Raw genomic sequence first — 26,824 nt, forward strand, 5'->3', positions numbered from 1 at the left:
ACAGCACCGCAGATCAGGCGCTGCCGGCTCCGGGCAGAAGCGCCTCACCGAGCATGCGCCAGTACGGCATCGCGGACTCGCCCGGCCCGATCCCGATCACCTGCACCGCGACGTGATCGGCCCCCGCCTCGACGTGGGCGCGGAGCTTCTCGACGATGGTGTCCAGATCGCCCCAGAACACGAGGTCGTCGACGATGCGGTCGCCGGCCCCGGCGATCTCCTCCTCCGAGTAGCCGAGGCGACGGAACTTCGCGATGTTGTAAGGGGAGTTCAGGTAGGTGTGCAGGTGTTCCCGCGCGATGGCCCGGGCCCTGCCGGGGTCGGACTCGAACAGCACCGCGTGCTCGACACCGAGGAACGCGTCCGGCCCGAGGATCTCCCGCGCCTGCGCCGTATGCGCCACGTTGACGTGGTAGGTCTGCGCGCCGGCGGTGCGTCGGCCGGCCAGCTCAAGCATTTTGGGCCCGTACGCGGCCATGATGCGGCGCATCGGAGCCTTCGGCAGGGGGTTGGGCGTCCGGAGCGCGTCCATCTCGTCGAGATAGGCGCTCATGGCGGCCAGGGGCTTGATCCCCGGCCCCTGCCCGCCGCTGAATCCCAGACCGAGCACATGCCGGTCGGGGTAGGCGTCGGCCAGCAGGAGGCCGGCGCCGTGGGCCCACTGGGCTCCCCGTGACCAGATCTGGGCGATGCCGTTGATCACCCGCATCTGATCGGTACAGGACAGCAGGTATCCGGCGTGCGTGAACGCCTCGCGGCCGAGGAGCTCGGGGATCCACAGGGCCCGCCAGCCCTGCTCCTCGAGCTCCTGAGCCGACTCGCGTATCCGCGCCGCCGGTTGGACCTCGAAGTCGAAGGTGTAGACCCCGAACGTTCCGAGTTCCAGACCGTCAATGCTGCCCATCGAACCACTCCTCGTGTCGGCGATCGAGTACAACATATCGAAGTATCGCAGAATTACGATGCGATATGTTGCGATCGCCGATCCACCGAACACCCGACGGACTGCCCGACCGCCCGACCGCCCGACCGCTCAGCGGTAGTCGGGATTCGGTGCGTCGAAGCGGCAGCCGGCATCCCACTCGGAGCGCTGGTTGCCGTGGGCCGGGATGCCCTTGGCGTGCTTGAGCATGGCGGCCAGGTGCATGAGGTTCCAGGTCATGAACGTGGTGTTGCGATTGGTGAAGTCGTTCTCCGGGCCGCCCGATCCCGGGTCGAGGTACGACGGTCCCGGTCCCGCCGGGCCGATCCAGCCGGCGTCGGCCTGCGGGGGGATCGTGTAGCCGAGGTGCTGGAGGCTGTAGAGGATGTTCATGGCACAGTGCTTCACGCCGTCCTCGTTGCCGGTGATCAGACAGCCGCCCACTCGTCCGTAATAGGCGTACTGGCCCGCGGAGTTGAGCGTTCCCGAGCCGGCGTAGAGCCGCTCGATGACGAGCTTGGTCACCGAGCTGTTGTCGCCCAGCCAGATGGGCCCGGCGAGCACCAGGATGTCGGCCGCCATCACCTGCTCGTACAGTGCGGGCCAGGCGTCGGTGGCGAATCCGTGCTCGGTCATGTCCGGGTAGACGCCCGGCGCGATGTCGTGGTCCACGGCGCGTACGACGTCCGTCGTGACCCCTTGGCCGTCCATGATGGCCCGGCTCTTGTCGAGGAGCCCCTGTGTGTGGCTGAGCTGCGGAGACGGCTTGAGCGTGCAGTTGATGAAGAGGGCGCGCAGGTCGTCGAAGCGGTAGGTGGCGTCGGCGGACGGGACGGGCGAGGCTGCCATGTCGGAATCCCTTGCTGAGACGGCGTACCGAGGCTCGGGCGGCGGTGTTCACGCGCCGCTCCGACGGCAGCGTCTCGCACGGATCGCGGACTGTCCCCTTCCGACGCACCGGTATGCGGCTCTTCGGTCCTGATGGCAGCCCCGAAGCAGGCCCGATGTGAGGCCCGATGTGAGGGCCGACGGCAGTCCCTTGTCAGTCCAGATACTTGAGCAGCCGGTCGACGAGCTCGACGGGGTACGACAGCGCTGCCAGGTGGCCGCCGGGGACCTCGTCGGCATCGACGCCGAGGCGGTCATGGGCGACCCGGCGCTGGAACTCCACGGGGAAGAACCGGTCCCCGGTGGCGGCGATCACGCGTGTCGGGACGTCCGGCCAGCGTTCGACGGCACAGGGCTGACCGAACGCGACGTCCGCCTCGGGCCCCTCGTGGGCCGCGCCGGCGGCGGCGACGTCATCCGGCACGTCGTGCAGGAAGTAGGTGTCCAGGTCGAACTCCGTCGGATACCCCCCTGCTTCGGCCGCCGTGAGGCGCGCCGCCTCCGAACCGGTGTTGCCCCACCACTCCCCGGGGGTCTCGCCCGGCAGCGGGACCATCGCGTTGACCAGCACCAGCAGACCGACCGACGTGCGGGCGCAGGCCATCGGGGCGGTGAAGCCACCCATGGACTGGGCCACCACGACGACGTCCTCGTGATCGCCGATCGCGGCGACCACCTCGTCGGCGTACTCGGGCAGCCCCGCGGACTCGTCGGCGCCGGGCAGCTCGACGGCGACCGCCTCGTGCCCCCTGACCTGCAACTCGGGCACCACACGGTGCCAGAACCAGGCCGCGCCACCGGCTCCGGGAATCAAGACGAACCTGCTCATTCTCGTCCCTCCGTTTCGGTCTCTGAACACTAGGACCGTCGGGAGCGGCGAAAGTCATCGGTCACGGTGTGTACGTGGTCGGCAGCCATACGCGCATCGTCGAGGGTCCGCGATTGGCCCAGGAGTGGTAGGGAACGAGGACGATGCCCGTCCGGTCGGTGGCGGGCGCGGCGGCTCGGCCGGGCGGCCGGTAGGGCCAGGCCGCGTCGTCCGGGTCGCGCGGGACGGTCAGCTCACCGGGCGCCACGACTGTGTCGTCCGGTCCGTCCTGCGGTTCGGTGGACGGATCCACCCGCACGGCGTCGACCTCGTGTCCGCCCGGCAGGTCGACGGACTCGGCGCAGTACACCAGCGGACCGCGCTGGACGGCCACCGATCCTCGTACGGAGTCGATGCGGGGGTCGGGCTCGATCCAGCGAGGTGCCATGGGCAGTTCGAGCCGGATCTCGTCGCCGGGCCGGAAGACCCGGGTGACCGCGGCCGTGCCCGGCGCGACGGCACGGCGTACCCCGTCCGCATCGACCAGCCACGCGGTGGCACCGTCCGTCCAGGCGGGGACGCGCAGCGAAAGGGTCCACGGGCGGTCCGGGGACCGGGCGATCCGTACGGTCACCGACCCGCCGGACGGGTAGTCGGTGCGGACGCGCAGGGCGACGCCGTCGCCGTTCGCGAGGGTGGTGGAGATCTCCGCGTCGGCGTACTGGTGCAGTTGGACGCCGTTGTCGTCCGCCGTCGCCAGATACGCGGGCAGCAGGGCCAGGGTCCGCGCCACGTTGGTCGGGCAGCAGGACACCGCGAACCAGGGTGCGCGCAGGCTCGACTCGGCGCGCGGGCTGTCACTGTCCGCCGGGGGGACGGCGCCCCTACGGCGGCGGTGCAGGGTGTTGGCGTAGAAGAAGCTTCGGCCGTCCTCGGACGGGGAGGTCGCGACGACGTTGAACAGGGTTCGCTCGGCGAGGTCGGCGAAGCGCGGCTCGCCGGTGGCCAGGAGCAGCCGCCAGCTGAGCATCACGGAGGCGACGCCGGCGCACGTCTCCGAGTAGGCGCGGTCGGGCGGCAGGACGAAGTCGTCGCCGAAGGACTCGTCGCGGTGGTGCGAGCCCATGCCGCCGGTCAGGTACGTCCGCCGGGCGACCGCGGCGTCCCACTGCCGTACGACCGCGGCGAGGAGGGCGTCGTCCCCGGTCTCCACGGCCACGTCGACGGCGCCCGCCGCGAGGTAGAGGGCGCGGACGGCGTGGCCGCGCAGGACGGTGGCGTCCCGCACGGGTACGTCGTCCTGGTAGTAGGCGCGGCCGAACTCGATGTCGGCGAGCGTGCCGTGTCCGCGGCGCTCGACGAAGAGGGCGGCCTGGTCGAGGTAGCGCTGTTCGCCTGTCAGCCTGGCCAGTTCGACCAGGGCCGTCTCGATCTCCGGGTGTCCGCAGACGCCCTCGATGCCGCCCGGTCCGAACGTGGCGCACACGTGGTCGGCGGCCCGCCGGGCGACCTTCGTGAGCTCGCCCTCACCCCGAGCCCTGGCCTGGGCCACGCCCGCCTGGATCAAGTGGCCGTAGCAGTACAGTTCGTGACCCCATTCGAGGTCGCTGTAACGGGGCTGCTGGCCGGGCCTGCCGAAGGCGGTGTTGAGGTAGCCGTCCGTCTCCTGGGCCGGGGCGATGGTGTCGGTGATGGCGGCGATCTGTGCGTCGAGGGCGGGGTCGGCACCGTCGCCGGCCGCCCAGCTCATGGCTTCGAGCAGCTTGTAGACGTCGGAGTCGGCGAACTCCCGGCCGCGCCGGTCCTGTTCGATGCGCCCCTCGACGGCGGCCCGGAAGTTGCCGATCCAGCCGACGCGTTCCATCCAGTCGCGGCAGTGCCCGAGTATCGCGGTCGTGTTGGTCTCCCGGCGCCGGGCCCAGAAGCCTCCGGTGATCCTGACCTCGTCGAGGCCCAGTGGCCGCAGTCGGCCTCGGGCCGGCGCCACCGGCAGGGCGGGTGACCCCTTCGCGTTCTCCTTGTTCTCCTTCACCACTTCATGCCTTCGGTTCGTCCTTCCGGTTGTCCGTCTGGGTCATCCGGCACTGGCGGCTCAGCCCTTGAGCGCGCCCGACATGAACCCCCGTACGTAGTGCCGTTGCAGCAGCAGGAAGACGAGGAGACAGGGCACGGCGAGGACCACCACGCCCGCCTCGGTGGCCCCGTAGTCGACGGCGCCCATGCTCTGCTGCCGCAGGTTCGCGACGGCCAGCGGCAGCGGCGCCTTCTCGCTGTCGGAGATGAGGATCAGCGGTGCGATGAAGTCGTTCCAGGCCGCGAGGAAGGCGAAGAGCCCCACGGTGATCAGGCCGGGTCGCACCGACGGAAGGAGGATCCGGCGCAGCGCGCCCGCCGTGCCGCAGCCGTCGACGAGTGCCGACTCCTCCAGTTCACGCGGCACCGCCTCGAAGGAGATCCGCATCATGAAGGTGGCGAACGGCAGTTGGAACATGGCCAGTACGAGACTCAGCCCGACCAGCGAGTTCTGCAGGTGCAGCCTGCCGAGCAGCACGTAGAGCGGAATGAGCAGCGTGGCGTACGGGACCATCAGGATGGCCAGCGTCAACAGGAACAGCAGGTTCTTGCCCGGGAAGTCGAAGCGGGCGAAGGCGTAGCCGCCCAGCAGCGACACCGCGAGGGTCACGGCGACGGTGAGTGCCGAGACGAGGGTGCTGTTGAGCAGGTAGCGCCACAGGCCCGCGTCGTAGTCGAGCAGCGTCCGGTAGTTGCCGAACCCGTAGCCGGACTCCTGTGCGGTGCCGGGCTGTGCGCTGACCGATGCCCAGGCGTTCCACACCAGAGGGAAGAGGAAGATGACGGCCAGACCTCCGGCGACGACATAGTGCGGTGTCCTGCCGAGGGCGCGGGTGAGCACCGGGGTCTCCCTTCTCCGGGTGGGACGGGTCATGATTCGTCGGCGCGGCGCAGGCCGCGGAACTGGAGGACGTTGAGCAGGAGCAGCGCGGCCAGCACGATGATCGAGAGGGCCGCCGCGGTGCCGAGGTTCAGCCGTTGGAACGCCTCGCGGTAGACCAACTGCACGACGGTGACGGTGCTGTTGTCCGGTCCGCCCTTGGTGAGCACGAAGAACTGGTCGAACGCGAGCAGCGATCCGGTCACGCACAGCAGCAGGGACAGGGCGAGGGACGGCCTCAGCAGCGGCAGCGTGATGGAGCGGAAGATCTGGCCGCGGCTCGCGCCGTCCATCCGCGCCGCCTCGTACACCTCGTGGGGGATGCGCTGAAGGCCCACGAGCAGGATCAGCATGTAGAAGCCGGCGAACTTCCAGACGACGAGGAACACCGTCGACAGCAGGGCGGAGTTCGGTGTGCCGAGGAAGGACACCGGGTCGCCGGTGACGCCGAGTTTCTCCAGTACGCGGCTGAGCGGTCCGGTGGTGGGGCTGTACAGGCCCCAGAACAGCAGGGAGGCGGAGGCCAGTCCCAGGGCGCCGGGCAGGAAGTAGACCGTGCGGAAGAAGCCCGCGCCGGGGCGGGACTCCTGCACCAGCAGGGCGAGGAGGAGCGCAAGGCCGAGGAGGATCACCGTGACGATCACGGTGTAGAGGAGGGTGAAGCGGACGGCCGGCCAGAACAGGGGGTTGTCGGTGACGTCGGTGTAGTTCTCGGGCGTGTTGCCGCCCTGGTTCCCGACGAGCAGCGGCCAGTCGCTGAGTGACATCTGCCCGACGAGCAGCAGCGGGAGCAGGAAGAATACGGCGACGAACACGGCGGTGGGGGCCGCGTAGCCGAGACCCTGGACCCTGCGGGATCGCCACCTGGGCGCGGTGGTGCGGGGTGGGCGGAACCGGCCTTCCGGCCGGGTCCGGGTCGCGGAGGCCGCCGGGTCGGCTGCCTTCACCTGCATGGCTCTCCTCTGCCGGGTGACGTGGGAGGGGGCGTGCGGGAGTGCGTGCCTTCAGGGTGTGCCGCGGTGCGGTGCCTTTCAGTCGGCGAGCGAGTCGCTGACCGCCTTGTTGTCCTTCTCGACGGACGATCCGTTGCCGAAGACGGCGTCGCGCATCATGGTCAGCCAGGGCCCGTTGGGGTCGTTGAACGTCTGGCCGAACTTCAGCGCGTACGGCGTGCGGCCGTCCGCAACTAGTTGGTTGATCGTGACCAGCCGGGGGTCCGCCTTGGAGTACTTGTTGGACGCGAGGTCGGTGCGTGCCACCACGTCCTTGTGCGCGGCGACCACCTCGACCTGTGCGTTGTCGCCCAGCGACCAGGCGAGGAAGTTCCAGGCCTGGTCGAGTGACCTGCTGGTGGCGGAGACACCGACGGCGTCCCCGCCGACGAAGGTGGACTTGCCGCCGTCGGGGCCGGGAATGGGTGCGACGCCGAGGTCGAGGCCCTTGGGCATCAGACCCAGGGTGGTCGACGGCATGGGCATGACGCCGACCTTCCCCTTCGGGAAGACGCCGGTCCAGGTCGTGCCGGTCTCGTCGCGCGCGCCGGGGGCGACGATGCCGTCGCGGACCCACCCCCGGTAGGTCTCGTAGACCTTCTTCGCGGTGTCCGAGTCGAGCTTCGCCTCGGTTCCGTCCTTGTTCAGCACCTCGTCGCCCGCGGCCCAGATGGACGGCCACCAGGTGAAGACGCCGCAACCACCGCAGTTGCCGCCGAAGAAGGTGCCGTCGACGCCGCCGCCCAGCGCGTCCACGGCTCGCGCCTGCCGGTCCCACTCGGCCAGGGTGGTGGGCGGCTTCTCGGGGTCGAGCTTCGCGCGCCGGTAGAGCGCCTTGTTGTAGAAGAGCACCGAGAGATCGAGGGTGTGCGGCACGACGTACTTCTTGCCCTCGTACGTACCGGCCTTGATGTGCGACTGGGCCAGGTGGTCGGCGAAGGGCAGGGCGTCGATGCGTGCGGTGAGATCGGCGAAGAGGTGGCTGGAGGTGTAGTTGGGGACGAACACGACGTCGGAGGCGAAGAGGTCGGGAAGATCCTTGGATCCGGCGGCCGCGCCGACCTTGGCCTGGTAGTCGTCGGTGGGGATGACGGTCAGCTTCACCTGGTTCTTGTGGCTCGCGTTGTACGCCTTGACCAGCGCCTCGCTCTGCGGCCGGGTCGCCGCACGCGTCCACATCGTCAACTTGGTGCCGTCGTCGACACCTTTGGCGTCCGCCTTTCCGCCGCCGCTCCCGCCCGAGCCGCCCTCCCCCGACCCGCACGCCGTGATCAGGCTCGCGGCGGCGAGCAACGCGATCGCACCGGCGACCGAACGGCGTACGGTTCCACGTGGTCCGGCTGTGGTCCCCATGGCGATTCCCCCTCTGCGACGAACGTCCACGACGAGCTCTGGTGCAGAAATGAACCGAAAAGGCTTTCTGAAAACTAGAACCCGACTGATTGCCCGTCAATCCCCTTGCAGAGACCAGCTGCAGAGGCACAGACGCAAGACACGGAAACTCCGTGGACCCACCTCGACCGAAACAACTCGCGTACGGTTTACGTACGCGACGGCGACACAGGAGACACCCATGGCACAGGCCACCGGCCCCTCTCGTTCGCAACCCACCACGCTCAGCGACGTCGCACGGCTGGCAGGCGTGTCCATCGCGACCGCCTCCAAGGCCCTCAACGGACGCAGCCAGGTGCGTGCCGAGACCCGGCAGCGGGTGGTCGAGGCCGCCGAGCGGCTGTCGTTCCGGCCCAATCAGGTGGCCCGCGGCCTGCTGGCCGGGCGGACAGGCACCGTCGGTCTGCTCACCAGCGACCTGGAGGGCCGGTTCAGCATCCCGATCCTCATGGGCGCGGAGGACGCCTTCGGCGCGGGCGAGGTGGCGGTCTTCCTGTGCGACGCCCGCGGCGACGCGATCCGCGAGCAGCACCACGTCCGTGCGCTGCTCGGGCGCCGCGTCGACGGTCTCATCGTGGTGGGCAGCCGGACCGATCCCCGGCCGTCCCTGGGCCGCGAGCTGCCCGTGCCCGTCGTCTACGCGTACGCGCCGTCGGACGATCCGGCGGACCTGTCCATCGTCCCGGACAACGTCGACGCAGGCCGGATGGCGGTGAATCACCTGCTCGCCTGCGGCCGTACCCGGATCGCGCACATCACCGGCGACCCCGGCTACCTCGCGGCGCACGAACGGACCGAGGGGGTACGGGACGCGCTCGCCGACGCCGGTCTCACCCTGGTCGGCGAACCGCGGTTCGGAGCCTGGTCTGAGGGCTGGGGGCGGGCGGCCACCGCACTGCTGCTCGACCGGCACGCCGATGTCGACGCCGTCCTGTGCGGCAGCGATCAGATCGCCCGTGGCGTCATCGAGGTCCTGCGCGAGCGCGGCCACCGGGTGCCGGAGGACGTGGCGGTCATGGGCTTCGACAACTGGCAGGTCCTGACGTCCGGCTCTCGCCCGCCGCTGACCAGCGTCGACATGAACCTCGAACAGGTCGGCCGCGCGGCCGCGCACGCCCTGTTCACCGCGATCTCGGGAGCGCACCGCTCGGGGGTCGAGACCCTGCCGTGCCGTCTGGAGATCAGAGGATCCACGGCGCCGTTGTCCTGAAACCGTGCGTCGGCCAACTCGGGCCTCAGCCACCCCTCTTGACACTTCATCAGCTCGCTTCTACGTTGCGAAAACCTTTTAGGTCGTTTTTCAGCACTCCTCGGGTCATGAACACCGGTGCCATCGCGAGCCAACGCTTGTTGTCAACGGGACAGGGAGTATCCGATGAGCAAACCGCACACCCTCCTGGTACGACGCAGACGGATGAAGTGCCTCCTCATCGCGCTGCTGCTCGTCCTCGGCTCCGGCCTGACCGCGACCCCGGCCGCCGCCGCGCAGACCATCGGGTTCCCCACCTTCGGCGGACCCGCGATCCCGGCACCGCCCGTCGCCTACACACCGGGCGACATGATGCGCAGCATCTACGACGCGGAGAGCTCGGGAACCGACTTCTGGATGGACCGTCTGCTGGCCCGCTCCGGCGACGACCCGGCCGGCCCCTGGCTGATGAGCCGTGGCCGCGCGGTCTTCATGAAGGAGCACGACCCCTCCAAACTCGGTTTCGCCGGCAAGGTCGCCTACTGGGAGAGCATCAGCGACAACAACGCCTACACCGTCGCGATCACCCCGGGCACCTTCACCGAACAGGTCTCCCAGCGCAGGCAGACGCCCAGCCACTGGAAGAGCGTGCACACCAGCGGCTCCGTCACCGTCGACCAGACCAAGTTCATCACCGACAACAACGTCGCCGTGACCAACCTGTCGATCAAGAACAACGGCAGCAGCTCGACCACCCTGCAATTACGGGCCACTTCGCCGTACGCCACCGCAGGCACCGGCAGCGAGCTGACCGGGCAGGTGAACGCCTACAACAACCTCACCACCATCAAGCCGCGGCTGACCGGCGACGGCTTCAGCGTCTCCAGCGGTGGCCTCAACCGCTCCGTGACGATCGCGGCCGGGGCCACAGTGACGACCAAGGTGGTGATGGGCTTCGTCACCGACGAGATCCCGGAGTCCCTCACCGAGTACAACGCCTACGCGGGCTACTCCCCCGCGACCGCCTTCGCCACCCACGTCAGGGCCTACAACCTGTGGTGGGCGCAGAACGTGCCCTACATCGACGTGCCCGAGCCCGCGATCAAGAAGAGCATCTACTACCGCTGGTGGCTGATGCGCTTCAACAACCTCGACGCCGACATCCCCGGTCAGACCTTCCAGTTCCCGACCTCGACCGAGGGCGTCCTCGGCTACAACAACGCGATCGCGCTCACCCAGCCCATGCACATCGACGACCTGAAGTACCTGCGCAACCCGGCCTACGCGTACGGGGACTGGCTGAGCGTCGGGCAGATCTCCAAGGGCGGCCGCTTCCTCGACAACCCGGGTGACCCGGAGAACTGGTCCAACAGCTACACCCAGTACATCGCCGAGGCGGCCTGGAAGAGCTACCAGATCCATGGCGGTCAGCCCGCGATCGCCGCCAGCCTGGCCCACTACGCCGAGGGCGACGTCAAGGGTCAACTCGCCACCTACGACCACGACAACAACAAACTCATCGAGTACGACTGGGGCGCCCTGACCGGCAACGACGCCGACGCGGTCTCCTTCCACTGGAAGCCCGGCAACATGGACCGCGCCGAGTCCGCCTACCAGTACAGCGGCGCACTGGCCGCCGCCCAGGCGTACGAGGCGACCGGCAACACGGCCAAGGCCACCGAGATGCGCACCCTGGCGACACAGATCAAGGACGCCATCGTCAACGTGCTGTGGAACCCGAACCGGCAGCTGTTCGAGCACCGCCTCAAGTCGACGAACGAGTGGGTTCCCTGGAAGGAGATCAACAACTACTACCCGTTCTCGGTCGGAGCCGTCCCCAACACCTCGACGTACAAGCAGGCCCTGCGCCTGTTCGACGACCCGGCGCAGTACCCCGTCTTCCCCTTCTACACGGCCAACCAGGTCGACAAGAAGGCGGCGGCCGATGCCGGCAACCCGGGCTCCAACAACTTCTCCACCATCAACTCCACCGTCCAGTTCCGGCTCTACTCCTCGGTGCTGCGCAACTACCCCAACTCCTGGATGACCGCGACCGACTACAAGAAGCTGCTCTACTGGAACACCTGGGCGCAGTACATCGGCGGCAACACCCAGTGGCCCGACGCCAACGAGTTCTGGGCCGACTGGAACGGCAGCTCGATCGACTACCGGTCCTGGATCCACCACAACATCCTGGGCAGCAGCAACTGGACGGTGATCGAGGACGTCGCCGGTCTGCGCCCGCGCAACGACGCCAAGGTCGAGCTCTCGCCGATCGACATCGGCTGGGACCACTTCACCGTCAACAACCTCCGCTACCGGGGTGCCGACCTGTCCATCGTCTGGGACGACCCGGCCGACGGGGTCGTGCGCTACCCCGGCGTCCCGGAGGGCTACTCGATCTACGTCAACGGCAGCCGGGCCGCCACCGTCAGCTCGCTGGTGCCCTTCACCTGGGACCCCGCCACCGGCGACGTCACCACCAGCGGCACGGTCACCCACCACACGGCCGTCACAGGGCTGAAGGCCCCCAACCAGGTGGTGCAGAACAGCCCCAGGATGGTCGACATGCTCGCCAAGGCCGGGGTCGACCTGACCGCCGACCTGAGCAACCTCGCCTCCGGGGCCACGGTGTCCGCCTCCTACACGGGGTCCGGCAGCAACACCGCCGGCGCCGTGGACGGCTATCCCACCAACGAACCGTTCTGGGGCGCGGGCGGCTCCCCCAACAGCCAGGACTGGTACGAGCTGAACCTCAACACCGCCCGTACGTTCAACGAGGTGCGCGTGTACTTCAAGGACAGCCGCCCCGCCAGTACGACGTACCGGGCGCCGTCGGCGTACACCATCCAGTACTACAACGGCAGTTCCTGGGTGACCGTCCCCGGCCAGGCCAAGACCCCTTCCGCGCCGCGGGCCAACTACAACCTGGTGCAGTTCCCGTCGATCAGCGCCCAGCGGGTACGGATCCTGGCCACCAACGCCTCCGGGGCCAAGACGGGGCTCACCGAGGTCAAGGTCTTCAACCGGGGTGGCGTCCAGCCACCGGCCAACCAGGCGACGTCCGCTACGGCGTCCGCGTCGTACACCTCCCCCTGGGAGAGCGTCACCGCGGTCAACGACGGCATCGACCCGCCGTCCTCCAACGACACCGTGAACCCGCGCTGGGGCACCTGGCCGGAGACCGGACAGCAGTGGGCCGAGCTGACCTGGCCGTCGGCGAAGACCGTCAACCACGCCGAGGTGTACTTCTTCGACGACGACCAGGGCATCGACATGCCCGCCTCCTGGAAGCTCCAGTACTGGAACGGCAGCGCCTACGTCGACGTGCCCGGTGCGAGCACCTACGCGCTGGCGAAGAACCAGTACAACACCGTCACCTTCGACGCCGTCGACACGACCCGACTACGGGTGGTCCTCACGGGTAACGGCACCAACTCCGTCGGCCTCCTCGAAGCGAAGGTCTACGGACCCTGAAGGGATGTGCAGCAGTGACTCGTTCCAGATGCTCCGCCGCGCTCATCGCCGTACTCACCATGGTGGTCGCCTTCCTCGTGGCGCCGTCGCCCGCGTCCGCCGCCGTCGCGTTCACCTCGGCGGGGGTGAACCAGAACGGCGGCAACTGCCTGGATCTGCCGGGCAGTTCGTCGGTCAACGGGACCCAACTGCGCGCCTTCACCTGCGGCGCCGGGGCGGCGAACCAGAGCTTCGGCTTCACACAGATCACGGGAACGACCGACACGTACACGATCAGCACCCAGTCCGGCCAGTGCGTGGACGTCTACGGCGCGTCCACCGCGGACAACGCCACGATCATCCAGTGGCCCTGTCACGGAGGCACGAACCAGCAGTGGCGGCTCGTGCCGGTGTCGGTGACCGGCGCCGACAAGACCTTCAACCTGGTCTCCGTCGGCTCCGGCAAGTGCGTGACGCCGAGCGGCGGTTCGTCGGCCTCCGACACCGGCCTGGTGCAGCTGCCGTGCTCCGCCGCGAACGGCAGGGTGTGGCGGCTGGCGGGCTTCAGCGGTGGCGGGACGGGCACGCACACCTTCACCAACCCGCTCTCCCAGCACGGTCCCGACCCCTGGCTGACCTACTACAACGGGTACTACTACCTCGCCACCACGACCTGGAACTCGACGATCACCATGCGCAAGGCCCCCACGCTGGCGGGCCTCGCCACGGCCACCGACCAGGTGATCTTCAACCTGACCCGGCCCAGCGGGGCGGGCACGATGTGGGCCCCGGAGTTCCACCTGCTCGACGGCCCCAACGGGAAGCGCTGGTACTTCTACTACACGGCCGGGCAGGAGCCGTACGACCTGGGCACCCAGCGGATCCATGTGCTGGAGAGCGCCGGCCTCGACCCGATGGGGCCCTACAGCTTCAAGGCCGACCTGCTCGACCCGACCCAGGACAACACCTGGGAGCTGGACCCGAGCATCCTGCAGCTGAACGGCAACCTGTATCTCCTGGGCACCTTCTACAACGGCTCGCAGCCCATGTTCATCCGGCCGCTGTCGAACCCGTGGACCGCGAGCGGCAGCCGCCGGGTGCTGTCCAGCCCGACCTACAGTTGGGAGACGGTGGGTGGCGCGGTCAACGAGGGCGCCGAAGTCCTCCAGCGAGGCGGCAAGACGTTCATCGTCTACTCCGCCAGCCACTGTTCCACGCCCGACTACAAGCTGGGGATGCTCACTTACAACGGCGGCGACCCGCTCAGCTCCTCTTCCTGGGTCAAGTCGCCGAACCCGGTGTTCCAGCGCTCCAACGCCAACGGCGTGTACGGTCCCGGCCACAACGGCTTCTTCAAGTCGCCCGACGGGACCGAGGACTGGATGGTCTACCACGCCAACAGTTCCGCGAGCGGGGGCTGCGACATGAACCGCAGCACCAGAGCGCAGAAGTTCACGTGGAATGCCGACGGCACGCCGAACTTCGGCACCCCGGTGGCCCTGGGTGTTCCGCTGACGTCACCGTCGGGCGAGTAGCAGGTACAGCGGGCCTGCGATCAGCCGAAGTCGAGGACAGCTGGAAGTGATTGGGGTCGAGCCGGCCGGCGACGTGTTCCACGCCGTCGGCCGCCCGGCCGGTGCGCCGGGCCGCCAGGAACCAGTCGCCCCGCAACCGGGCTTCCCTGGACCGCGGTCACGGGATCATTGTCCTTCCCGCTTCCGTGAGGACGTCGTCCACGGTGACCACGCGGATGTGCGGCCCGTACAGGCCCATCACCCGCAGGGCCGCCGCATGCGTGTCGTCGTCGACGCCCGCGCAGGCGTCGGCCACCACCCACACCTCGGTCCCGGCGTCCGCTGCGGCGAGGGCGGTGGAGAGCACGCAGCAGTCCGTGCTGACGCCGGCCAGCAGCAACCGGCCCCCGGCGCCGACCCGTTCGGCCAGTTCCGGGGTCCATTTGCCGAAGGTCGTGGCGTCCATGACGTGCGGGGCGCGTGCGGCGAATTCGTCGGTCAGCTCCCAGAGGCGGGAGTGCGGCGGGCGCAGCGCGAAGGGCCACTGCTCGTAGTACGCGCGCCAGATCCCGGCGGGCTTGTCGGGCGCGACGAACCGGGTGAAGGTGGCGCGTTCCCCGAAGACCGGCAGCAGCCGCCGTACGCCCGCGGCGGCGGCGTCGAAGCGCGGGGTCGCCCAGGGGCTGTCCGGCTCGGCGAACACGCGCTGCATGTCGATGACGGCGAGCAGCCCGGCGGACGGATGTGTGCCGGCGGTCATGCGCCGAGCACCTCCTCGCTCACCGCCGGGCTCGGGTCCTGCTGTTCCTGGGTGCGGACGCGTCCCCGGCTCAGGAGCAGCGTGCCGAGGAAGCCGAGCACGAGCGCGGCCAGTACGCCGAGGTTGGCGTACGCCCAGGCGCCCGTCCTGCCGCCCAGGCCGAGCGGCTGGAGCAGGTAGCCCTGCCAGTCCAGCCAGCCGGCGGCGCCGTTGGTGACCAGACCCCAGCCCAGCACGGTGGCGGCGAGGGTGAGCAGCAGCGGTACCACCGCGACGTCGCCGTAGCGACCCTCGCGACGGAACAGATCACCCTCGTCGTAGTCGCGGCGACGCAGCGCGAGGTCGGCCAGCATCACTCCGCACCAGGCGGCGACAGGGACACCCAGGGTGGTCAGGAAGCCGATGAACTGGCCCAGGAAGTCGTCGCTGAAGAAGACGATGTAGACGGAGCCGGCGGTCATCAGGGCGCCGTCGACGAGCGCGGCCACCGGGCGCGGTACGCGCAGGCCGGCCGCGAGCAGCGCGAGACCGGAGGAGTAGATGTCGAGTACGGCGCCGCCGACCAGCCCCAGGACGGCCGCGGCGGCGAACGGGATGAGGAACCAGGTGGGCAGGATGGTGGTCAGCGCGCCGATCGGGTCCGCGGCGACCGCCTTGTCGAGATCGCCGGAGGAACCCGCGAGCAGCAGGCCGAAGACCAGCAGGAGCAGTGGCGCGAGGCTGGCCCCGAAGGTGGTCCAGCCGATCACCCCTCGGCCGGAGGAACGGCGCGGCAGATAGCGGGAGTAGTCCGCGGCGGCGTTGACCCAGCCGAGACCGAAGCCGGTCATCATGAACACCAGTGCTCCGATGAACGCCTGTGTGGAGCCCGCCGGTACGGCGTTGACGGTGTGCCAGTGGATGTGGTCGGCCACGAGCGCGATGTAGACGACCGTGAGCACCCCGGTGACCACGGTGATCACCGTCTGCATCCGCATGATCAGGTCGAAGCCCGCCACCCCGCCGGCCACGGTGAGCGCGCCGACCACGATCAGCGCGACCACCTTCGTCTCGGTGCCGCCGCCCCAGCCGAGCCGCCCGAAGACGGTCGCTGTGGCCATGGCCGCGAGCGCGGTGAGCACCGTCTCCCAACCGACGGTGAGCATCCAGGAGATCACCGACGGCAGCCGGTTTCCGCGGACTCCGTACGCGGCGCGGCTGAGCACCATGGTCGGCGCGGATCCCCGCTTGCCTGCGACCGCGACGAAGCCGCACAGGAGGAAGGAGAACACGATGCCGATCACACCGGCGAGCAGCGCCTGCCGGAACGAGATGCCGAAGCCCAGCGCGAATGCCCCGTAACTGAGGCCCAGAATCGAGACGTTGGCCCCGAACCAGGGCCAGAAGAGGGTGCGCGGGGAGCCCTTGCGCTCGGCGTCGCCGATCACGTCGAGGCCGTGTGCCTCCACCTGAACCAGTCGGCCCGAAGGTCTGCCGTCCGGAGAAACCACCATTGTCGACCTGCCTAGTCTGGACGATCTGGACGTGCTCAGCTGATCATGGTCCGCTCAAGTGTCAAGGGCGTCGCCCGCGATCCTCCGCAGCACGTCGGGGCGTTCGATCACCAGGGTCCGTCGGCGCGTCACCACGGCTCCGCGGTCACGCAGCTCCCGGAGGAGGCGTTGGACCATTTCCCGGCTGGCGCCCACAGAGCCGGCCAACTCCTGCTGGGACAGGGGGATGGCCAACTCGATGCCTTCGGTGGTTCGTCGGCCGTGAGTTCTCGCCAGGTCCAGGAGCAACGCCGCGAACCGCTCCCGCACGTTCAACGAGGACAACTCCAGCCTGCGGCGGTCGGCGGCACGCATGTGCTCCGTGACCAATTTCAGCACTTCACGGGCCACTTCGGGGCGTTCGGCCATGAAGCCCCGGAAACGCTCGCCGCTGACGACCACAGCACTCACCGTCTCCAGTGCGGTCACCGTCGCCGCCTGGGGATGTTCGAGAATCGCCGACTCCTCTCCCACGACATCACCCGGTCCGCGTAGAGCGAGCAGTGCCTCATATCCATTGGGCGCGATGGCTGTCACTTTGGTCCACCCGCCCACCAGGCAGAGCACATGCGTGGTCGGCTCCTGCTGGTGCATGAGGATCGTGCGTGGCCGGTATTCCACCTGCGGGCCCAACGACAGGAGTTCCCTGCGGTCCCTCGCCTCCAGTCGGGCCAGCAAGGGGACCCTCCCCAGGGTTCGGCTGCCGCTCTCTCGCGTGGGCGCGCTGTCCCCGGGCCGGCTCTCCACACGGACGGGCTCAGGTTCAGCAGGGGCCTGTACGGGGTCGGGCCGCTCACTCTGTTCTGCCCGGAACACCGCCCACATGCTCTCGATCTCCTCGGCCGTCGCCACGAGGAAGACACCGTCGACGACGTTGGTCACCAGGCCGGCGACCCTTCCGTCCTCGTCCAGCACCGGGGACCCAAGGACGCCGTCGACCGCCGGGCTCACCGGCCCCTGCGCCTCCAGCCGGTTCTGTCCGCCCACCTGTGTGTCGACGTAGGTGGAACGACCTCCCCCCGTCCGGGGACCAGCGGCGTCGGCCACCACCGTGAATCGTCTGCCCTGGCGCAACTTCACTTGACCGAGCGTCGCGATGTGACCCGTCGACTGACTTCCCCGGAGCCCCACCCCCCATCGGGAGTCCGTCACCCTCACCAGCGCCAGGTTGCTGTCCGGCCGGACCAGAGAACGCTCGGCCACATACGGGACCGCCTGCCCCTGCAGTCGGGGCAGGACGTGCAGAGGTCCCGAGACTCCACCCAGGAGCCGGGCCGGGGCCACGATGAGGTCGGGAGCGATCACCACCCCCGAGCCCAGTTCGAGGTCACCCGCCAAGAGCGTGACCGTCATCAGATCCGGGTCGGGGGCCAGCCGCCGGGCAAGTCGCTGCGCCACTTCCGTGAGACCCAGTTCCCGAACCGACTGGATGACGGCTGCCAGGTCCAGCCTCGCCGCATGCTGCTCCAGCGCTTCCCACAAGGTCTCGGGGAACGCGTCGCGCCGGCCCTCCGACAGCAGTTGCAGGACGAAGGCGTCCACCTTGTACGCCTCTCCGCTCTTTCGACGGCCGCGTACAAGGAGACTCGTCCCGCCGAGAAGCGGACTGGTAGCTCTCTCCAGGGCCTCGTTGGTCACTTCCGCATCACGTCCACCATCCCTCGCATAGCCCGTTGCCGCATGCAGCAACAGCTGGGGGGACAAGGGAGATCGATGGCCCAGACGGGCGGCGTCGACGGCCGCGTCGATCACCGCTCGCGTGGTGCGTGGCATGCTGTCGTAGGCCTCCAGGAACACCGGCCGGAGCATCAGCCGCTCCAGAACCCTGCCGTCCGGAGCCTCCACCGCGGCAGAGCCACCGCCCGCCGCCCACGCCGACCGCGCGCGCTCTCGTTCACTCTCGCTGAAGGCACGCGGCACGTGGATGAGCGTCACCCCGTCCCTGACCCGGTCGGTCAGCTCGTCCAGCGCCCAACGGGCGGATCGCACGGTCGCCAGCACCAGCCCTGGTGTCACTTCCCCGTCGAAGAGCCTCCCCCCGAGGGGGAACCGATCGAGGTCGTCGAGCCAGAGCACCGTGCGCGGCCCCGCCTCGCGCATGCTCTCCAGTGCCTTCGTCTCATCAGCGGGGGCACGAAGCCGCCATTCCGACGGCAGCGTGCGGATCGCCTCCCAGGCCGAACGTGTCTTGCCCGACAGGGAATGTCCGATCAGGATCACGCACACTCGCTCCCCGGCAGCGGCCCTGCTGACGGCCTCGCGCAGGGGGCCGTCGTGATCGCGCGCGACGTAGGGCGGGATCCCGGGCGGGAACGTGTCCGAGCCCGGCAGGGACATCTGATGCACCCCGAGTTCGATGGCCCCCGCTTCCAGCACGCCCGGCAGCCGATGCGCGGGCTCGCCCGAGTCGGCGAACGGTAGGGCGCCCTCACGGACCGTCCGGCCCCGCCCGTCGGCTCCTGCCCCGACTGCTCGTCCTTCGGCGCCCGCCCCACCCGTGCGCGTACGCACCGCGGGAAAGTCACCGCCAGAAGTCCCGGGGCGGTTCTCGATGTACTGGGCGACCTCCCGGCGTACCAGGTCCTGCACCGCGGTCACCTCGTGCCGAAGCTGGGACCCCAGCAGCGCCTCCCGTACGCCGGGAAGGAAGTCGAAGGTGAACCGCGCCATGTCCTGGACCGGCTGCTCGCCCGCCGCCTGCCAGGGAGCGAGGAGCCCCCCGAGGGCGACCTCCGCGAGGTGCCCGTGCTCGGAGCGGGGCAGCATGACGCGGCGCACGAGAGCCATGACGGGCAGCGTCAGCGGGACGGCCGACAGGTATCCGGCGAGTTCCTGGGCGAGCGGCGAGGCGCTCTCCTGGAAGCGGCGCAGTGCCTCGGTGCCGTCGGCGACGTTCCCTCTCGGCGCGGGCGGCGGGTTCGTGCCGGCCTGCGTGCGGCCGATGGTCAGACAGGACATCCGGCGCCAGCGTCCGCCGCCCGCGACGAGCGACGCGAGGGTGCGCAGCCCGGCCGGCGAGACCTCCACGAGGGGGATCGCCGTGCGCTGGGCCGGGTCGTACGGACCCGGGCCCCGGGACCGCCCGCGCGCGGACTGACGTTCCGTGGGCCGGGTCGGAAGCAGGTTCCAGGACACGTTGGGGGCGGCAGGCCGGCCGGCCCGGACGAGGATGCCTTCCGGGGTCAGCGTCGTGCTGCCCCACAGGCGCCGCGGCAGCACGTTCGCGAGGGCGACGGGGCTGTGCGTGGCCCACTGCCGCAGGACGTCGTGCACCTGCCCCTCGCGCCACCCCGCGGCCACCGCGTCCGTCACGACCACGATGAGCCGGTGGCCGGTGGGATCGGCGACCTCCTGGGGCCTGCGCGGCTCGCCGCCCCGCGCCGAGGCGACGTATGGGGTGCTCGCGCCGTCCGTGCCGCCGAGGAACCAGGTGCGGACGTCGCGGAAGACGCCCGAGCGGGCGAGGGCATGGCTCAGCTCGGCGACCAGGTCGTGCCAGAGGAGCATGGAGTGGTGGGTGTCGACGACCAGCGCGAGGTCGAGCCAACGGTCGCGGCGTGGCTTCAGGACCGGCGTCATCATGCGCTGCTCGACGCTGGCGGTGACGGTGCGGTCCTCGTCGAGTTCGGTTCCGGTGACTCCGGTGACGGTTCTCCTGCCCAGTGGACGCAGCGCCTTCACCAGCGCGAGGGAGTTGTCCAGCGCCTTGGCCCGGCGCACCCGGACGGCTTCGCCACGCGCCGTGCCCGCCTCGTCATCCTCGTCGGCCGCGGGGCTGTAGTGGCGCACGCCGGAGCGGGACGCGCCCGCGTTCGGCGCACCCTGCTGCGCCGGGAGCGGCGTCTGCTCCCCGGTGGCCGGCTGCCCGTCCCCGGCGCTGCGCGACGGCCCGGCACCGGCGCCGACCCGCTCGGCCAGCCACAGGATGTCGGCGAGTTCCTCCGGGCCGGCCTCGACACCCGACTCCCGCAGTGCGGCGCGCAGTTCCTCCAGCATGGCCGGGCCCGTTAGACGGAGGTCGGGCCGGTGAGCCGCTGGAGAACCGTCTCCAGGAACCGGTCCTGATCGGCGGTGTCGGACCATGCGCCCTTCAGACGGAGTTGTACGGCGTTGAGGAGCTGGTCGGTGGCCAGGTCGCCGTCCAGCCGCCGCTCGACGAAGGCCTCGACGAGATCGCGGTGGCACTCGCTCTCCTCGTCGCCCAGCCGCAGCCGCCGCCGCACGATCTGCGTCAGTTTCTCCGCGCCCGGCGGCTCCAGGTGCAGCCGGATGCACCGGCGCAGGAACGGCGGCGGGAAGTCCCGTTCCCCGTTGCTGGTGAGGACGACCACGGGGAACGACATGCACCGCACCCGCCCACGGCTCACCAGGGCGCGGGCCTCGGAGTCGTCGTGGGTGCCGATGCGCACCTGCGGCTCCTGCGCCGCGACCCGCGCCAGTTCGGGAATCTCGAAAGCCCCCTCCTCGAACACCGTGAGCAGGTCGCCGGGCAGATCGATGTCGCTCTTGTCGATCTCGTCGACGAGCAGCACCCGGGGCCGCTCCTGCGGGAGCAGTGCGGTCCCCAGGGGCCCGAGGCGGAGGTAGGGCGCGAGGGACGGGTCGACCGGAGTCCTCGCCGTCCGCCCCAGGTTGCGCAGGTTGGCGTCGTGGAGGCGGCCGATGGCGTCGTACTGGTAGAGCCCGTCGCGCAGGGTGCTGCGGCTGGTGATGGGCCAGTGCAGCACGGGGCCGAGTTCCAGGTCCGCGGCGATGCTGTACGCGAGCGTGGACTTGCCGACGCCGGGCTTGCCCGTGACCAGCAGCGGGCGGCGCAAGTAGAGGGCGGTGTTGACGGCCTCCTGTTCCGCGAGGTCCGGTACGTATCCCGTGCCGCGCCGCCACGACTCCCGCCAGGCGTCGTCGTCGAGCCCCGGAGGCCGGTACTCGGGGTCCGGGACTCCTCTGAACTCCCGCCAGGGCGGGGCCTGTTCGGCCAATCTGGCCCGCCTGGACTCGGCGCTGCCGGCCCCGTCGTAGATCCACCAGTCCTTCGCCGTCATGACAGCGGCCGCCTCTCGGGTACACGCTCGGGGTCGTCCCACATCAGGGCCAGAGGATAGGGGGACGGACACGCTCCCTCGGCCGAAGCGCCGGGGCGCGGAATTCTCGACTTCCGCAGCAGGGCCGGGAGTTGGCGCACGTCCAGGCCCTTCTTCTCGTCGGCCAGCTCGGCTCCGAGCCCGCCCCGGCCGGGGCCGCGCCGCCGCCACACCGCGATCGGGACGCCCGCGTCGAGTACCGCGTCGAGGGTGTCCAGCAGCCGCTGGCGGGACACGTCGGCCAGCACGCAGACCGGCGGCTCGGTGGCCTGCAGGACCGTACCCAGTGTCTCGGAGACCGCCTCGTCGGCGAGTTCGACGACCGCCTCGGGGTCGTGCCCTCCATGGGCCTTGAACCACTGCCACTTGCGGTGCCAGAGCGCGCCCGCCACACCGTCGCGCTCGTCCGGGCAGCGCACCACCACCTCGAAGTGGCAGCCGAGTTCGACCGGCTTGCCGCGCCTGCCGATGGGCAGCCGCCAGCATTCGAACTCCTCCTCAAGGAGCCGGAACGGCAGGTGGAACTCGATGCGTCGCACCTCCTGCGCGGATGCCGTCAGCAGGTACCGGGCCAGCTCCTGCCGTATCTCCACCATCGTCAGCGGCCGCTCCGATTCCGCTACGGCCTCGAAGCGCCCGTCGCGGTGGAGCCACATGCGCGCCCAGTGCACGCCGTCGTGTTCGGCGTCGGGCTCCAGCCTCAGATGCAGGGCTACGACCTCCGGATCCGGCCCCGGCGGTACGGGAACGGGGGCGGCCCCCAGGCGTGAGCGGGTCCTCTCGACCCAGGCAGCCGCCTCTCGCGCCCACTGGGCGTCGGCCGAGCGCCTCGCGAGGAGCTGTACGAAGGGCAGGGTCAAGGGCATGTCCGGTCGGCGGCCCTGCCGTGCGTCGAGGTCATGGGCGATGCCTGCCAGTCCGCCGGGCGGCAGGCCCCGGTGGGCCGGAAAGGCGCAGCCGGTGATCTCGAAAGCCCATCGATAGGCGTCGTAGGTGTGGGCGGGGACGTCCGGGGCGCGCAGCAGCGGTGCCAGTTCGTCCCAGGCCGGCTGGTCGAGGCGCGGCGCCCCGGGCCCGGCCGTGTGCGGATCCGTCCAGCGCTCGCCGAGGATGGTGGATCCGCTCCAGTCGCGGTCGATGACGAACTGCGGGTGCTGCCATGCGAGTCCGCGTGCCCGCAGCTCTCGCAGGTCGGCCTGCACGGAGCGGGCGATGCCCACCAGTCCGTGGACGCTCTGCTCCAGCGTGGCCCCCTTCAGCCGGCGCAGAAGCGTGTCGGTGAACTGGCCGGCACCGCGGTCGGCGAGGTTCTGCGCGAGTTCGCCGGCGTGCGAGGCATACAGGGTGAACTGGCGTCGGCGCGGATCGGGCGGCCTGGCCCCGTAGCCGTTGTTTCCGAAGGTGAGCTTCCTGGCGGCTCGGGAGTCGACCCGGCAGGCGTCGCCGATGGCTATCTGCCGGCGGAAGCGGCCGTCGGCCGGGCCTGCCGACTTCCACCAGCGCAGCGTCGCCTCCAGATTGAGATGAGTGGTCCAGTCGCGGGTCGCGTCCGCGTAAGGGAGCAGCATCTGGTGTGTGTGGTCGAGATAGCCGTGCCCGGCCCAGTAGATCCAGAGCAGGTCACCGTCGCAGTCGGGCAGTTCCTTGAAGAGGAGCCGCTCGACCCGGTCCTTGCTGGGTTCGCGGTAGGTCCGGCCTTCCAGATCCGGCCGGGTCCGTTCCAACGGGGCCAGCAGGAGGTGCACTTGATCCTCGGGGACGCCTGTGCCGGCGGTGAGCCAGTCGGCGAAGCGCACGGCGTCCCGTGCCGCTCCGGGCAGGTCCCAGGTGGGGCTGATCCCGTAGGACTCGATGCCGACGACGAGCGCGAACACCCGTCGCGGATCGATCGGATCGGACACGTCATCGGACACGTCAAACGCGTCGGACGCGCTCACGTCGACGCCTCGGTCTCCTCCACGATCCGGTGGTACACCGCATCGAGCTTCCAGTAGGCGCTGTGGCTGAGCGGGAAGGGCTGCCGGCTGCTGACTTCGTGGTCGGTGACTCTGGGATCGCCGGGGAAGACGGGCTCGGCCCGGTAGGCGAGCAGGTCCTTGCGGTCGTAGATGTTGAGCCAGCGCGGAAAGCCGGGTGGCAGTCCGGCCGAGGGTGGGAGCCCGGTGAGCGCGCCGAGTTCGTGGAGGAAGGGCGCCTGGGAGCCGACCGTCACCAGCAGGTGCGGCCGGGGCGTGGCGGTCTGTCCGATGGCGGCGAGGGCACAGAGGTCCACCAGGGCGATCCCGCCCAGGCTGTGACCGATGACCACCGCGGGTTCGGGGCTCGACGTGATCACGCGTTCCAGGTGGTCGCGCAGCGGCCCGCCTCTCGCCTGGTAGCGCAGGATGTCACCGAGCGCCGGCACCGCACGGGCGGTCAGCGGTGTCCTCCAGTGGTCCAGCGCCGGCTGGGTCGTCAGCCGCAGGGCGAGGGCGCCCAGCACGGCCGCGGCACGGCCTCCGGGGAAGCGTCCGGTGCCGCCGAGCCGGGCGACGACGAGATCGACGAGCTTGTCGCGTTCGTCCCCGGTGCACCACGCTTCGTCGCCCGCTCCGGCGAGCGCGCCGGCGACCACGGCCCGTGCGGTCGCGGAGACGAGTTCACTCAGCCCGGGCGCATTGGCCACGGCGCCGCACGCATCCGCGAACTCGGCGGATGCGGCGACCTGTTCGACGGCCGACGGGTAGCTGCCTGCCAGGCCGGTGGCTCCGAGCAGCAGCGCGAGCTCACCGCTCGGCGCCGTGTCGGCTGTCAACTCATCGATCCGCTCCGCGACTTGGCTGCCCACGCCCCTGACGCCGGGCGCCTCCAACTCGTCCTCGGATGCGGCCGCGCACTCGGCCAGTACTCTCAGTTCGCAGAGCGGATCGGCCAGCAGGAGGGCCCAGGTGGCGGTCTCCTCGTCGAGCGGGCTGCCGGCACCCTCTGCTCCGCGCACCCGGTCGGCGCCCGGGACGGAGGCGCCGCCCGCGCTCAGTTCGGCGCCATGCGCGTCTCCCCAGTAGACCGACTCCAGTTCGGCCTTGGGCAGCCGGGCCCTCAGTCCGGTGGACACCAGGTCGGCCAGCTTCTCGTAGCGCTCGCGCCGCACACCAGTCCCGTGGACGAAGATGAACCGCATGTCGACCTGCCCCCGTCGCGCCAACCACTGGCAGGAGAATACCGTCGTCTCCTCCTCCCCACTGGCTTCTGCCGACAGCCGCCGGACCTCAGGGCCGAGGTGATACACGCTCCCAAGTCCTGTACGCCGCAGGCCCGTTGGGTCCGCCGCGCTCAGTGCAGGTCGGCCCCGGCCGGGCTGTCGTCGAGGAAGCCGCCCGACTGGTGCTGCCAGAGCTTCGCGTAGGCGCCGTCCGAGGCGAGCAGCTCCTGATGGGTGCCCTGTTCGATGATGCGTCCGCGGTCGAGGACGACGAGTTGGTCCATGGTGGCGACCGTGCTCAGCCGGTGGGCCACCACCAGCGCGGTCCGCTCGTCCATGAGCCGCCACAGCGCCTCCTGGACGAGGAGCTCGCTCTCGGAGTCCAGGGCGCTGGTCGCCTCGTCGAGGAGCAGGATCGGCGCGTCGCGCAGGATGGCCCGGGCGAGGGCGACCCGCTGACGCTGCCCGCCGGAGAGCTTGATGCCGCGCTCGCCCACCATGGTGTCGAAGCCGTCCGGCAGCGCGTCGGCGAACTCCGAGACATGCGCCGCGTCGGCCGCGCGGCGGATCTCGGCGTCGGTGGCGCCCGGCCGGGCGAACGCGATGTTGTCCCGCAGCGTGCGGTGGAACATCGCCGGGTCCTGCGGCACATAGGCGATCAGGCTGCGCAGGTCGGCCTGGCGCAGCCTGCTGATGTCCTGACCGCCGATCAGGATCCGGCCGGCGTCGATGTCCGTCATCCGCAGCAGCAGTCGGCTCAGTGTGGTCTTGCCCCCGCCGGAACGGCCGACGAGACCGATCCTCGCCCCGCTGGGCACCGCCAGGTCCAGGCCCTCGAAGAGCGGTTCGGCGCCCGCGTGGGCGAAGGTCACCTGCTCGAAGCGGACGTCGGCGGGCCGGGACAGCAGCGGCTCCGGCGACGGCGGGTCGAGGACGCTCGGCGGTGTCAGCAGCAGCTCGGTGAACTGTGCCGCCTCCGTCATCGAGCTCTCCAAGCGGCGGTAGATCTGGTTGAACTCGAACATGATCCGCGTCGCGTTGGTGTAGTACGTGAAGGCGACCACGACCGCCTCCACGCCGTGCTCGCCGCCGCCCAGTGCGACCGCGAGCAGCAGCCCCAGCGCGTTGGTCAGCACGGACAGCGGCGCGACCACCGTGTCGATGCGCAGGTTGCCGTAGTCCCACGACCTGAGCGTGAGCCGTCGCGACGTCGCGACGCGCGAGCGGTGTTCGGCTGCCTCGTGCTGCTCTGCGGCGAACGCCCGGACCGTGTCCATGTTCATGAGGCTGTCGGCCACATGGCCGGACACCCGGGCGATCGCCTCCTCGCGCCGGTCGACGAGTGCCTGGCGGCGGCGGATCAGCGGCACCACGCACAGCGCCGTCAGCGCGATCATCGCCACGAGCCCGAGTACGAGGAGCGGTTCGTAGCGCCACAGCACCACCGACCCGAACACCAGCGGAACGAAGCTGCCCACCACCTGGAAGGCCAGCGTGTCGATGAAGTCCTCGAAGCGGGAGGCGAAGCTGAGCACCCGTTTGGTCAGCGACCCGGCGAAGTTGTCGTGGAAGAACGCGGCGTCCTTGGCGAACAGTTCGTCCATCCCGATCACGTACAGGTGCTCGATCCCGTGGGCGTCGAGACGGTTCAGGAAGTGCAGGCCGATGCGCCACACCGCCTCGGCGAGCAGCAGGACACCGCCGAAACCGAGGACGTACGGCAGTGTCGAAGCGATGCCGACACCGGAGTCGCCGGCGATGCGGCCGACTAGCTTCGCGACCACCAGCGGCGCGATGTAGTTGAGGCCGATGTTGCCGAGTGCCGGCAGCAGCATCGCGGGGACCGTCAGCCGCCGCAGCCGGGCCAACTCCCGTCCGTAATAACGAAGGGCGAGGAGCACCGAGCCCCGGCCCGGCGAAGCCTCGCGCGCTTCGGGCGATCCCATCCCCCACCCCCCGGTGTCGTCATCCCGACCTGTCGTACGAGAGCCCGCCGCGTGCTGTTGCGGGGAGGTCCCGTCGCCTCCGTGACCTCGCGGGAACGGGCAGGCCAGGACTTGCAGTGTCCCGCGGCGGCGCCCGCGGCGTCCAAGCGTTTTCCCGCCGACGGCGCCTCGGGGCCCTCCGGCGCGAGAGCGAGATCACGGTGAAGGAGC

17 protein-coding genes and 1 pseudogene are annotated in these 26,824 nt (G+C 70.1%); 3 read left to right on the plus strand and 15 right to left on the minus strand.

The features are described 5' to 3' along the window. Positions 1–13 precede the first annotated feature (13 nt). The 7 genes from ACN6LB_RS24235 to ACN6LB_RS24265 all read right to left on the minus strand — a co-directional run bounded on the left by ACN6LB_RS24235 (position 14) and on the right by ACN6LB_RS24265 (position 7,916). Positions 14–904 carry a TIGR03620 family F420-dependent LLM class oxidoreductase gene (locus ACN6LB_RS24235; RefSeq protein WP_445027756.1) on the minus strand — a complete coding sequence of 297 codons (891 nt, stop codon included), beginning with the start codon at positions 902–904 and terminating at the stop codon, positions 14–16. Positions 905–1,033: 129 nt separating this feature from the next. After that, positions 1,034–1,771, minus strand: a complete 738-nt coding sequence (locus ACN6LB_RS24240) for a flavodoxin family protein (RefSeq protein WP_356136931.1) — start codon at positions 1,769–1,771, stop codon at positions 1,034–1,036. Positions 1,772–1,964: 193 nt separating this feature from the next. Continuing rightward, complete coding sequence (locus ACN6LB_RS24245) at positions 1,965–2,639, minus strand: alpha/beta fold hydrolase (RefSeq protein ID WP_445027757.1); 675 nt, start codon at positions 2,637–2,639, stop codon at positions 1,965–1,967. Between the two features lie 61 nt (positions 2,640–2,700). Then, positions 2,701–4,650: a glycoside hydrolase family 127 protein gene (locus tag ACN6LB_RS24250; protein ID WP_445027758.1), complete on the minus strand. Its 1,950-nt coding sequence runs from the start codon at positions 4,648–4,650 to the stop codon at positions 2,701–2,703. Between the two features lie 60 nt (positions 4,651–4,710). Then, a complete protein-coding gene (locus ACN6LB_RS24255; protein ID WP_356136925.1) occupies positions 4,711–5,532 on the minus strand; it encodes a carbohydrate ABC transporter permease in 822 nt (273 codons plus the stop codon). Positions 5,533–5,561: 29 nt separating this feature from the next. Beyond that, positions 5,562–6,524 (minus strand): carbohydrate ABC transporter permease, encoded by a 963-nt coding sequence (locus tag ACN6LB_RS24260; protein ID WP_445027759.1) that lies wholly within the window; start codon positions 6,522–6,524, stop codon positions 5,562–5,564. A 78-nt stretch (positions 6,525–6,602) separates the two neighbouring features. Beyond that, positions 6,603–7,916 (minus strand): ABC transporter substrate-binding protein, encoded by a 1,314-nt coding sequence (locus ACN6LB_RS24265; RefSeq protein ID WP_445027760.1) that lies wholly within the window; start codon positions 7,914–7,916, stop codon positions 6,603–6,605. A 220-nt stretch (positions 7,917–8,136) separates the two neighbouring features. On the opposite strand from ACN6LB_RS24265, the gene ACN6LB_RS24270 reads away from it, so the two are divergent. The 3 genes from ACN6LB_RS24270 (at position 8,137) to ACN6LB_RS24280 (ending at position 14,135) form a co-directional block, all read left to right on the plus strand. Continuing rightward, positions 8,137–9,165: a LacI family DNA-binding transcriptional regulator gene (locus ACN6LB_RS24270; RefSeq protein ID WP_356136919.1), complete on the plus strand. Its 1,029-nt coding sequence runs from the start codon at positions 8,137–8,139 to the stop codon at positions 9,163–9,165. A gap of 165 nt (positions 9,166–9,330) precedes the next feature. Then, positions 9,331–12,621, plus strand: a complete 3,291-nt coding sequence (locus ACN6LB_RS24275) for a galactose-binding domain-containing protein (RefSeq protein ID WP_445027761.1) — start codon at positions 9,331–9,333, stop codon at positions 12,619–12,621. A gap of 14 nt (positions 12,622–12,635) precedes the next feature. Continuing rightward, a complete protein-coding gene (locus ACN6LB_RS24280; protein ID WP_445027762.1) occupies positions 12,636–14,135 on the plus strand; it encodes a family 43 glycosylhydrolase in 1,500 nt (499 codons plus the stop codon). A 157-nt stretch (positions 14,136–14,292) separates the two neighbouring features. Here ACN6LB_RS24280 and ACN6LB_RS24285 read toward each other — a convergent pair whose 3' ends face one another. From ACN6LB_RS24285 to ACN6LB_RS24320, 8 genes and pseudogenes are all read right to left on the minus strand, one after another. Continuing rightward, on the minus strand, positions 14,293–14,874 hold the full coding sequence (locus ACN6LB_RS24285) for a cysteine hydrolase family protein (RefSeq protein ID WP_445027763.1): 582 nt from the start codon (positions 14,872–14,874) through the stop codon (positions 14,293–14,295). Then, complete coding sequence (locus tag ACN6LB_RS24290; RefSeq protein ID WP_445027764.1) at positions 14,871–16,367, minus strand: purine-cytosine permease family protein; 1,497 nt, start codon at positions 16,365–16,367, stop codon at positions 14,871–14,873. Before ACN6LB_RS24290 ends, ACN6LB_RS24285 begins: the two co-directional genes overlap by 4 nt. Positions 16,368–16,421: 54 nt before the next feature. After that, positions 16,422–17,099: a Crp/Fnr family transcriptional regulator gene (locus tag ACN6LB_RS24295; protein WP_445027784.1), complete on the minus strand. Its 678-nt coding sequence runs from the start codon at positions 17,097–17,099 to the stop codon at positions 16,422–16,424. 1,869 nt (positions 17,100–18,968) lie between these two features. Beyond that, positions 18,969–20,489: pseudogene (locus tag ACN6LB_RS24300) on the minus strand (SAV_2336 N-terminal domain-related protein); the annotation flags it as partial. Beyond that, on the minus strand, positions 20,414–21,448 hold the full coding sequence (locus tag ACN6LB_RS24305; protein WP_445027765.1) for an AAA family ATPase: 1,035 nt from the start codon (positions 21,446–21,448) through the stop codon (positions 20,414–20,416). The gene ACN6LB_RS24305 and the pseudogene ACN6LB_RS24300, both read right to left, overlap by 76 nt. Further along, positions 21,445–23,424, minus strand: a complete 1,980-nt coding sequence (locus ACN6LB_RS24310) for a VMAP-C domain-containing protein (RefSeq protein WP_445027766.1) — start codon at positions 23,422–23,424, stop codon at positions 21,445–21,447. Before ACN6LB_RS24310 ends, ACN6LB_RS24305 begins: the two co-directional genes overlap by 4 nt. Beyond that, complete coding sequence (locus tag ACN6LB_RS24315; protein WP_445027767.1) at positions 23,421–24,647, minus strand: hypothetical protein; 1,227 nt, start codon at positions 24,645–24,647, stop codon at positions 23,421–23,423. Before ACN6LB_RS24315 ends, ACN6LB_RS24310 begins: the two co-directional genes overlap by 4 nt. A gap of 152 nt (positions 24,648–24,799) precedes the next feature. Further along, positions 24,800–26,614, minus strand: a complete 1,815-nt coding sequence (locus tag ACN6LB_RS24320) for an ABC transporter ATP-binding protein (protein ID WP_356136903.1) — start codon at positions 26,612–26,614, stop codon at positions 24,800–24,802. Positions 26,615–26,824: the final 210 nt, after the last annotated feature.

This window comes from Streptomyces sp. SAS_270 (assembly GCF_052543295.1).